Raw genomic sequence first — 10832 nt, forward strand, 5'->3', positions numbered from 1 at the left:
AATCAGCTTGAAATTAATTTACTTGATCCCCTTACTTCTATTTCTTGGTAAAGCAACTGCCCAAGAGAGTACCGCTTCCAAACAAGTTTCCACTTTTACAATGGAAGCTCCCCAACTAAAAACAAGCAGAAAAATTTGGTTGTACTTACCTAAAAATTACGAAACCTCAACCAAGAAATATCCAGTCATTTACATGCATGATGCCCAAAACTTGTTTGATGCCAAGACTTCGTTTGCTGGTGAATGGAATGTAGACGAAAAACTGGACAGCCTGAATGCACAGGTAATTGTGGTGGGAATTGAAAACGGTGGCGAAAAACGACTGGAAGAATTGACACCTTACAAAAACGAAAAATACGGTGGTGGAAATGCAGATAAATATCTTGAATTTATCGTAAACACACTAAAACCTGAAATCGACAAAAAATACCGAACAAAAACTAACGCCAAAAGCACTACTATTATGGGAAGTTCATTGGGCGGCTTGGTTTCTTTTTATGCCGCTATAAAATATCCAGATGTCTTTGGAAAAGCAGGTGTGTTTTCTCCTGCTTTTTGGATCAATCGAAAAGATATAAATAATTATATGTCAAACAGTAAAAAAATTAAGGCTAAAATTTACTTTCTCTGCGGTGATTCAGAGGGCGATGATGATGACATGGTAAATGACCTGAATCATATGGAACATTTATTGAATGAAAACCGTTGTTATTGCCTGCATTTAAACAAAAAAATAATTGTAAAAGGAGGCCATCACAATGAGAAATTATGGAGAGATGGTTTTACAGATGCTTTTCTTTGGTTGGGATATAAATGATTTTGAATCTATTTTCTAAAAGATCTTGAATATATACGTGAGGGATAAAAGCTGGCTACCGAAGTAGCGCGGATAGCCCGACAGCATAAAGAAAATGGGCCGAATCACCACAATGATGATTTGGCCCATTTTCTTTATGGCGGCACGCCCAAACTATTTCTTGGAATACTCTTTTTCCATTTGGGTAATGATGCTTTTTATGGCTTCGGAGCCTATTCCTTTGGCTTTGATGACTTTGTTTTTATCGAGAATATAAATCACGGGTGTTGTCACAACATCGTACTTATCCTTGAGATTATTAATATGAACGCCATCATAGACATTAATCCAATCGATTTTATTGTCAACAATGTACTTCTTGTATTTATCAAATTCATTTTGGGTGTAAACCCCAAAAACTTTGACATCCTTGTTTTCTTTTTGAAATTCATGGTACATTTGCAGAATTTTTGGCACTTCTTTTTGGCAATGCCCACAGTCTACATCCCAAAAAAGCAGAATCAAATAATCGGCTTTGATACTCGACAAAGTCACATAGGATTTTTCGATTTCTAACTTATTATCATAATAGATTTTGGTAATTTCTTCGCTCGTTTTGGCGGTATCGAAACCCATTTTGGCAATTTTATCATGACTAGGAATATCTATCATATAGAGCTCAGGAGCTGTTTTTCCGAGTTGTAGTGGTGCCAAAACATTACCTCGGTTTATGATAATTTTGATTACGCTATCATCATAAACGCCTTTGGCTTTTCCTGTTTTGAAGTAATTATCAACCATATAGACAAACACTTTGTCCATTCCCATTATTTTTGGTATCTCATATGTCGAAGTAAAATAGGCCAATAAAAGCATATTCATTTTGGTCCCTTGTTTTGTTTTAAGCATCATACGATCAATCTCGACACAAATTGAGTCGGGATGCTGTACTACAACCGTATTAAAGTATTGCTTGATTTTATTGGTGAAAAATGGATTACGCAACATGGCATCGTCCTGAAAATTCACCCCATCCCAAAAATGTTTTTTGTAATAATGATATGCAAAAATGCTGTCTGGTCTTCCGTTGGCAGCTTTGGGAATATCCTTAGCTGTTTTTTCGGATTTTAAATTGATTATTTCGGAGAGGTAGTTTCCTTTATTTTGGGTTATAGTATTCAAATCATTCTCCAAAATAGCCTCATTTAAAACTTTGAATTCCTTGATTAAAAGTGCCGTGGAATCAGATTTTTTCTGTTCTTTTATTGATTTTTTAAAACTATCAAATTCTTTGTTTTTGGTTGTTACAAAACGAATGTAGTTGAAGAAATTTTCGTTTTGTTTAGAATCAACTGCTTTTAAATTATCCAGTAAATTGGATTTATCCGATGTGATTTGTTGCTTTTGAGTCTGCTCGTCTACGATGAAATCAAAATAATTGCCTTTTTCTTGACTGAGCAAAAAGTAAACCCCTTTGTCCAAATTTTTCTTTCCCTTGAAAACAATATTCCCGTTCACCACTTTTTTGCAGGTATCAGAAATATATAATTTGTCAAATTGATAAAAGGCCAGATATGCGACTGTATCATTACAATGCTGCAAATTAATTTTAATTTCATGACCTGATTGGGCTTGAGCAAACATTGAACCAAAAAAAAGAGCGAAACTTATTAAAATTTTCTTCATAATTCACAATAATCTTTGAGACATTTTAGACATAGTAATTAAACATTTTTTCAGAAAATAATTCTAATTATTAACACCCAAAAATAATTGAATTTAAATCTAATTTCAAATAATTGACAAAGTGTTTTTATTGTCAAGAAAACAATAACAACAAATTCATTTTGTAAATGCTTATCTTTGCCCTTTAAATACTTAAAAATGACAAATAACGATATATTCAAAAAACTTCGAGTAGCCTTGATGTTGCGCGATGATCAAATAGTGGAAATTTTAGAATTGGTAGATTTTAGAATTACAAAATCAGAATTGGGAGCTTTTTTCCGTGATGAAAAACACGAAAATTACATGGAATGCGGAGATCAGGTTTTGCGTAATTTCCTAAACGGATTGGTAATTCACTTGAGAGGCACCAAAGAAAATCCTAAAAACCCTAATGATGTTTTGGCTAAACACAAAGCTCAAATTCCGGCAAAAGACGGAGATTCAAAAAGAGCCGAATTTAAACCAAAAGCAAAAGATGAAGAAAGAGCAAGAGGCGATCAAGCCCCAGGAAAATCTAGCACGGCAAAAAAACCTGCCAAAAAACAATACCCAAAAGGCAATTCAAAAACACCAGTTGTAGAAAAAGTAAAATACAATTTTGGGAAAAATAAAAAATAATAACACGAGTTATATTTTTAAAAATACTGTCCAACTCAAGAATTGGACAACGCCAATTAAATAGCCTGAATGAAAGTTCAGGTTTTTTTATGCCCATAATTGACAATATATACAACAAAGTCTTTTTTAATAACATATAGGAAAAGCTAATATTTTTTTGTTAAATTTGATATATACATCTATTAGTCTCCTATTGAAATAGTAAGAAAAAACAAGAATTCAAAAAATTAAATTTAATTATTCTGTTAATTCCAAAGATGAATAAATTTATTGAAACCTTTTTTAATTCTTACTAATGCAATGCGTTTATGAAACACTAATTCCAAAAAAATTAAAGCAATTAAAACATATCATAGCCCATGTTAAATTTTACTTTTCAACATATAAACGCTACCAAAAATAATAACGGCAATAGTTGGAAATCTATTTTCGTTTTTTTTGCTCTAATCTCTCTCCTTTCTACTGCTGGCCAAACCCCAAAAAAAGAAATGGATTCCATCGTTAAAGAAATTGGAATCAAAAATAGAATAAACCAGCTTATGCTTGAGAGTAAAGCAAATTATGATAAGAAAGCGAGACAGGAAAAATACATAAACTACCAAAAAGTCCAAAAACAAAATAGAATATTCAATTTAATTGAATTTGAAGTACAAAACGCTAAGTTCCTTATAAACAGAGGATTTGATTACAAGGAGATTACACAAGAAATTCATCAATTAAAAGATTGGGAAGAATTTGCCGTTAAAGGAATCGTTGGAAAAAAATTTAGGGTTATAACTGACAGGAACCTTAGTTCTACTTCTATTCTTCTTGACGAATTATTAAAACGCACCAATAATCGTTTAAAAAAAATCAGTTTTGAAAATCAAGAACTTAGTAGAACACAAGAGAAAATTGATTCCTTAGTAGCTGAAAAAAGTCTGTATTATGTTCCAACCGATTCGGTTGCCAGAGAAATTTACCGCCTGCAATCGTTGAAGATGAATGCTGACATCGATCTAGTCTCTGATAGGCTGAAAAATGCCGTCGACAGTATTCAAACATTGAAAATTTTGGGTGATCAATTAAAATTCAAAATTGAATCGGATATAATACAGAATGACAAACTCAGACAAATCGAACTTGACCAATTATTCACTAAAAAAGTTCCTGTTTTTGAACGTCTTGACATCAAAACATTAATGGTTAATGATCCTTTGGCTTATTCCATTAAAACAAATAATCTAGTACTTTATTTTTATCTGATAAACAATAAAAATGCAATACTGACGATGCTGATACTAATAATCGGCACAGTGATATACTTTAATTTACAAAAGAGAAAATTCCTTAATTTGGGTTATAAAAAAAACATGCTAGTTGATGTCTATATCCTAAATAGCCCAATAGCAACAGCAGTTTTGGTAGTCTTGAACTTGTACCAATTTATTCTCCCTATGCCACCGCTTATTTTTTCTATTCTAATCTGGACAATATCAACCATTTCATTGACCGTAATGATGTGGAAATCGATTAAGATATTTGTCTGGAAAATTTGGATAGCCATTTTTGTATTGAATCTCATAGCATTATTTGACATTATAATTTTGATTCACTTTATTGGAGAATCCTTTTTAATTATGGCTATAAATTGTTTAGGTATTGCAATCGGTATTTATGCATTCGTAAATAGATCCCAAATTCAAAGAAAAATTTATTTATGGTATATCATTTTAGCGACAATTCTCCAATTTTTCTCATTCTATTATCTGGTAAACGGTCATTACAATTTAGGTAAATTTTTAATGACTAAAGCAGTTTACACAATTATAGTCGTGTTTTCACTCTATAGCACATTCATAATAGTGAAGGAAATTAATTTGGTGTCTAAAATTTTGAACGAAGTCGATGAAGACGAACCTAGAAATACTATCAGCGGAGTTCCTCATAAATTTACTATTGGTTTTTATGTGATTCTCTTCATTTGTTGGTTTTTATTGATGACAAGAAACACCTTTACTTTCCAAAATTTTGTAGACCCCTTTAGAAGTACCATATCCGAACCCCGAAGTATTGGAAACATTACGTTTTCGTTTGAAAATATCATAATATTCATCCTTGTAATTGTATTGTCCAGTTTCATTTCAAAAGTGGTTTCCTTTTTGGCTTCCGATAATCAAATTATAAAAAGCAAAAACAAAACCAAAAATTTTGGAAGCTGGTTATTTTTATCCCGAATAGCCATTGTAACTTTAGGTGTGCTTATTGCTTTTGCATCTGCAGGTATTCCTTTGGATAGAATAACATTAATCATAAGTGCATTGGGAGTTGGTATTGGTTTTGGTATGCAAAGCTTAGTTAATAATCTAATAAGTGGATTAATCATAGCTTTTGAAAAACCAGTGAGTTTGGACGATATCATTGAAGTTGGGACCCAATCCGGAAAAATGAAATCTATTGGCATCAGAAGTAGCGTAGTCACTACATTTGATGGCGCCGATGTAATTATTCCAAACGGAGAATTATTAAACCAAAATTTAACCAATTGGACTCTAGGAAGCAGTAGCCGCAGATCGGAAATCCGATTTGGGGTAGCCTATGGAACCGACTTGGAATTAACCAAAAAATTGCTTTTTGAAATTCTTGAAAAAAATCAAAACGTGCTGATGAGGCCACAACCGGCAATTTGGTTTACTAAATTTGGCGACAGTTCTATTGACTTAGTTCTGAAATACTGGATTAGCCACTTTGATTTTGATAATGACACAAGGAGCGAATTGATAATTGCTATTGACAAAACCTTAAAAGAAAACAACATTGTCATACCATTTTCTCAACAGGATATTCACATTATAAATAAAGAAATTGAACCTGAATCCAAAGTTGATCCTATGCAAGAATTGTAATTATGTTTTGATAGTACTACAAAAACTATTCTCAAAGTTCTGAATACTTATAATTTAGAAAAAGATAAATTTTAACAACATCCTATTTATTATAAACAACAAAGGAAACCCTTTTGGTTTCCTTTGACTGATATTCAATTAAATATCAAAACCCTAATCGATTTAAAGCATTCGGTAAATATCCGATTCTTTAATACAGCACTTTAGTTTTTAAATCTTACTTCAAAAACATAGTCTTTTCCAACAACTAATTCGTTAGAAGAAAGCTTTTTGTAATTAAGCACCTGCTTAACATAATCTTGAATTTGCGAATTATTTGAATTCACTTGTAATACGACAACCTGATTCAATTTGTTAACTACAAAAGTAACTTTAACCAATTCTTCTTTTTCTAAAATATCTCCTGAAAAAGATTTGTTAAGCAACAAGGACAACTCTTTTGTAGTTTTTGAAACAACTTTAGGATCATCATCACTAGTCGAAGCAAATGCAGTACTTACAAATAAAGAGACAATAGCTGATAAAATTAATTTTTTCATGGTTTTTTGTTTTAAGATTACATGTCAAAATTACTCATGAAAAACACATAAAAATCACAAAATAAATCACTTAACTAATTCTTAAAATAGAAAAAACATTAGATTTTTCCTTCATTAAACTCCCATCATCCCAAATAAATTAAAAATAAATACTTTTAAAATTAATTCGTAAAAAACTAAGAAAACAGCAACAAAAAAACATTTTACTTAATTTAAGTATAATCCAGTTTTTTGATAACATTAGCTTTAAAAAGAGCATTAAGAACTACAACTTAACATAGAACACCCCACCTTGTCTCTGGCCCAATCAGGTCTTTTGGCAAACCATTTTTGGCTTTCAAGTTGTTCATCATATGGCTTTTTAAGCAATTCAAACAGTTCGTTCAGTAAAGAATAATCTCCCTTATCAGCAGCATCAATACTTAATTGTGCCATATAATTTCGCAATACATATTTGGGGTTCACGGAATTCATTTGTTCTTTTCTCTCAGTATCACTAAGAAGTTCATCATTGATTCGACTACTATAATTCCCTAACCAACCATACCATTTATCCAGAATAGATTCATTAAGGTCTTTTTCATTATAAAAAGCCTCTTTAATTTTATCTAAAGCAACTTCGGTCGAATCCTCTTTTTGAACACTACTCAAGTTTCTAAAGAAAATAGTCATATCAGTTTCAATTAGCTGTAGAATTTCCGTCAAGCTTTCAATTAAAATAGCGTCTTCATCCTTACTTAATTTGAGACCAAGCTTATTTTGCATCATACTCCAATATTCCTTTTGATAATTATTACCAAAGGCATTCAAGATAGTTTCAAGCGGTTTGGCATCATTAATTAACGGATACAAAGCATTAGCTAATTGATACAAATTCCACAAAGCAATATCGGGTTGATTGCCAAATCGGTATCTTTTATATTGCCTATCGGTTGTATTGGGAGTCCAATTCGGGTCGTAATCTTCCAGCCATCCATAAGGTCCATAGTCAATCGTAATACCATGAATTGACATATTATCAGTGTTCATGACGCCATGAACAAAACCTACTCGTTGCCAGTGTACAATCATTTCTAAGGTTGTTTGGGTCACCGCTTGAAAAAAGGCAAGATATTTTTCGACACCTTCACTCTTAATCTCCGGAAAATGATATTTGATGGTATAATCCGTTAATAATTGCAGTGTAGCATGATCTTTTCTTGAGGCAAATAATTCAAAATTCCCAAATCGTATAAATGAAGGTGCTACTCTACAAACGATGGCTCCTTTCTCATAAGCTGGGTTTCCATTATAGAGTATATCTCTCATTACCTGATCACCGGAAAGCATTAGCGAAAGCGAACGTGTTGTTGGAACTCCCAAATAATGCATAGCCTCTGCACATAAATGCTCTCTAATAGAAGATCGCAATACTGCAAAGCCATCGGCTGTGCGGGAATATGGTGTAGGACCTGCTCCTTTTAATTGTAATGTGTACAACTTATCATTATGTACTACTTCGGTTAGATTGATGGCGCGACCATCACCCAATTGCCCAGCCCAATTTCCAAATTGATGCCCAGCATAAGCTAAAGCATACGGCTTGGTTTCTGGATAAATGGTATTCCCCGAAAAAGTATTTAGAAAATCATCTGAACGAATGTCTTCCAGGGACAATCCTAAAGAATTGGCCACCTCAACCGAAGCATGCATCAAAGAAGGGTTCGAAGGGTTCTTTGGTACTACATAAGAAAAACAGGCTTGCTCCACCTGTCTCGGAATATTGATTTCACTTGGATCGGCAGGTAATTCGGTAGTAAAATTATTTTGTATGTGAAGTTTCATTTCTTTAAGAGTATTCGAACTAGAATTATAAAATCAAGTCAACTGTAAAGGTATTTCATCCTTTTAAGATAATTGAATTCTTGCGATAATTTTATTTTATAACCAAAGTCGTTTTGTTTATAAAAAAGGTAAATTCAAAAAATTCGATTTCAATGGTAGAAAAGTTGAACTTTCACTCCAGATTTTTTTTGATATATTTGAAAAGTCAATACATAACTTATCTATGAAAATAATCACTTGGAATTGTAATGGAGCATTTAGAAAAAAGTTTAGTCAACTTGAATCATTTGATGCAGATATTATTGTCATACAAGAATGTGAAGATCCAAAAATGTCAAATGATAAAAAATATAAAGAATGGGCTAGCAATTTTATCTGGATAGGAGACAATAAAAATAAAGGGCTAGGAATGTTTTGCAAAGCATCTGTTAAATTATCCGACAATAATTGGGATACAAATGGACTTAAATATTTTATATCTGCCAATATTGATAATAATTTCAATATTATTGGTCTATGGAATCATCATGCAAATTCACCAACTTTTGGCTATATAGGTCAATTTTGGAAATATCTACAAATAAACAAACCTTTAATGACAAAAACTTTAATAACTGGAGACTTTAACAGTAATAAAATCTGGGATAAATGGGACAGATGGTGGAATCATTCAGACGTTGTAAAAGAATTAGACGAAATTGAAATCAGAAGTTTATATCACGAATATTTTAACGAAAAACAAGGAGAAGAAGAAGTTCCTACTTTCTATTTACAAAGAAATATTTCAAAACCATATCATATAGATTATGCCTTTGCAGATAAAAAAACCTTCAAAAAAATTAAAAACATTATAATAGGTCAAAAAAACGACTGGTTAGAATTGAGTGACCATATGCCAATAATAATCGAATTTTAAAATATTGTCAAAATTATTTTTCCCCAAAACAAAAAATCCTGAGCTTTCACTCAGGATTTTCAATATTATAGACTTTTCTAATTAAGAAAGCGCAGCTTTTACTTGGTCTGCAGCTTCTTGGAATTCAACAGCAGATAAAATTGGCATTCCTGAATTATCAATTAATTCTTTTGCGATAGCAGCATTAGTACCTTGTAAACGAACAATGATTGGCACTTTTATAGCATCACCCATATTTTTGTATGCATCAACAACTCCTTGTGCCACACGGTCACAACGAACGATTCCACCAAAAATATTAATCAAAATTGCTTTTACGTTTACATCTTTCAAGATAATACGGAAAGCCGTTTCAACACGTTTTGCATCAGCAGTTCCACCTACGTCTAGGAAGTTTGCAGGTTCAAAACCAGCATACTTAATTAAATCCATAGTTGCCATTGCAAGACCTGCACCATTAACCATACATCCTACAGTACCGTCAAGATCTACGTAGTTCAATCCTACTTCTTTTGCTTCAACTTCGATTGGGTTCTCCTCACGAACGTCACGCATATCAGCATATTTCTTTTGTCTGTATAAAGCATTATCATCGATATTTACTTTAGCATCTACAGCCATAATTTTATCATCCGAAGTTTTCAAAACTGGGTTGATTTCAAACATAGATGCATCAGAACCAATGTAAGCATTGTATAATGAATCGATGAATTTAACCATTTCTTTGAAAGCATTTCCAGAAAGACCTAAGTTAAAAGCAATTCTTCTTGCTTGAAAACCTTGTAATCCAACAGCTGGATCAATTTCTTCCGTAAAAATTAAATGTGGAGTATGTTCAGCAACTTCTTCAATATCCATTCCACCTTCAGTAGAATACATAATCATGTTACGTCCCGTAGCTCTATTCAAAAGAACAGAAACATAAAACTCAGAAGTTTCACTTTCACCTGGATAATAAACATCTTCAGCGATTAAAACTTTGTGCACTTTTTTTCCTTCAGCAGAAGTTTGAGGTGTGATTAATTGCATTCCGATAATTTCTTCTGCAATTCCTTCTACTTTATCAATTCCTTTGGCAAGTTTTACTCCACCACCTTTTCCACGACCACCTGCGTGAATTTGGGCTTTTACAACATACCAACTTGTACCAGTTTCGGTAGTTAATTGTTTTGCAGCAGCTACAGCTTCTACTGGACTATTAGCTACAATTCCGCGTTGAATGCGAACTCCATAGCTAGCTAAAATTTCTTTTCCTTGATATTCGTGTATGTTCATAATATAGAATTTGTCTGGATTCTGAATCTATTTCAGAATAAAAGTGGCACAAAAATAGCAAAATTTAATTTAATTGAAATTTTTTTTAATTATAATAACATATAAAAGTAAAAATTGGTCAATCTTTAATCTCAAACGTTATAGTGGAATAAATTTAAAAATTCTCAGCTTTTTTGTTAAAATAATTATCCACAAAAAGTATAATCCTATATTTATTACAAAAAACAAGTGTTTTTAAAATTTAAAAAAAT

8 protein-coding genes are annotated in these 10832 nt (G+C 32.1%); 4 read left to right on the forward strand and 4 right to left on the reverse strand.

The window, feature by feature from the left end; all coding sequences use genetic code 11:
- Nucleotides 1-7: 7 nt before the first annotated feature.
- On the forward strand, nt 8-817 hold the full coding sequence (locus B0E44_RS01875) for an alpha/beta hydrolase (protein ID WP_077370505.1): 810 nt from the start codon (nt 8-10) through the stop codon (nt 815-817).
- A 153-nt stretch (nt 818-970) separates the two neighbouring features.
- On the opposite strand, the gene B0E44_RS01880 is transcribed toward B0E44_RS01875, so the two are convergent.
- Complete coding sequence (locus tag B0E44_RS01880; RefSeq protein ID WP_077370506.1) at nt 971-2482, reverse strand: thioredoxin-like domain-containing protein; 1512 nt, start codon at nt 2480-2482, stop codon at nt 971-973.
- A 198-nt stretch (nt 2483-2680) separates the two neighbouring features.
- Here B0E44_RS01880 and B0E44_RS01885 point away from each other — a divergent pair, with 198 nt between their 5' ends.
- Both B0E44_RS01885 and B0E44_RS01890 read left to right on the forward strand, forming a co-directional pair.
- On the forward strand, nt 2681-3142 hold the full coding sequence (locus B0E44_RS01885; protein WP_077370507.1) for a DUF1456 family protein: 462 nt from the start codon (nt 2681-2683) through the stop codon (nt 3140-3142).
- A 359-nt stretch (nt 3143-3501) separates the two neighbouring features.
- Nucleotides 3502-6027 carry a mechanosensitive ion channel family protein gene (locus tag B0E44_RS01890; protein WP_077370508.1) on the forward strand — a complete coding sequence of 842 codons (2526 nt, stop codon included), beginning with the start codon at nt 3502-3504 and terminating at the stop codon, nt 6025-6027.
- A 203-nt stretch (nt 6028-6230) separates the two neighbouring features.
- Here the strand turns inward: B0E44_RS01890 and B0E44_RS01895 are convergent, their stop codons facing one another.
- Both B0E44_RS01895 and B0E44_RS01900 read right to left on the reverse strand, forming a co-directional pair.
- Nucleotides 6231-6566, reverse strand: coding sequence for a hypothetical protein (locus B0E44_RS01895; RefSeq protein ID WP_077370509.1), 336 nt, complete (start codon nt 6564-6566; stop codon nt 6231-6233).
- A 258-nt stretch (nt 6567-6824) separates the two neighbouring features.
- Nucleotides 6825-8390 (reverse strand): YdiU family protein, encoded by a 1566-nt coding sequence (locus B0E44_RS01900; RefSeq protein WP_077370510.1) that lies wholly within the window; start codon nt 8388-8390, stop codon nt 6825-6827.
- 223 nt (nt 8391-8613) lie between these two features.
- Between B0E44_RS01900 and B0E44_RS01905 the strand changes: the two genes are divergently transcribed.
- Nucleotides 8614-9306 carry an endonuclease/exonuclease/phosphatase family protein gene (locus B0E44_RS01905; RefSeq protein ID WP_077370511.1) on the forward strand — a complete coding sequence of 231 codons (693 nt, stop codon included), beginning with the start codon at nt 8614-8616 and terminating at the stop codon, nt 9304-9306.
- Nucleotides 9307-9387: 81 nt separating this feature from the next.
- Here the strand turns inward: B0E44_RS01905 and sucC are convergent, their stop codons facing one another.
- Nucleotides 9388-10581, reverse strand: coding sequence for an ADP-forming succinate--CoA ligase subunit beta (sucC, locus tag B0E44_RS01910; RefSeq protein WP_077370512.1), 1194 nt, complete (start codon nt 10579-10581; stop codon nt 9388-9390).
- Nucleotides 10582-10832: the final 251 nt, after the last annotated feature.

It is taken from the genome of Flavobacterium sp. A45 (assembly GCF_002001005.1).
Lineage (GTDB): Bacteria > Bacteroidota > Bacteroidia > Flavobacteriales > Flavobacteriaceae > Flavobacterium.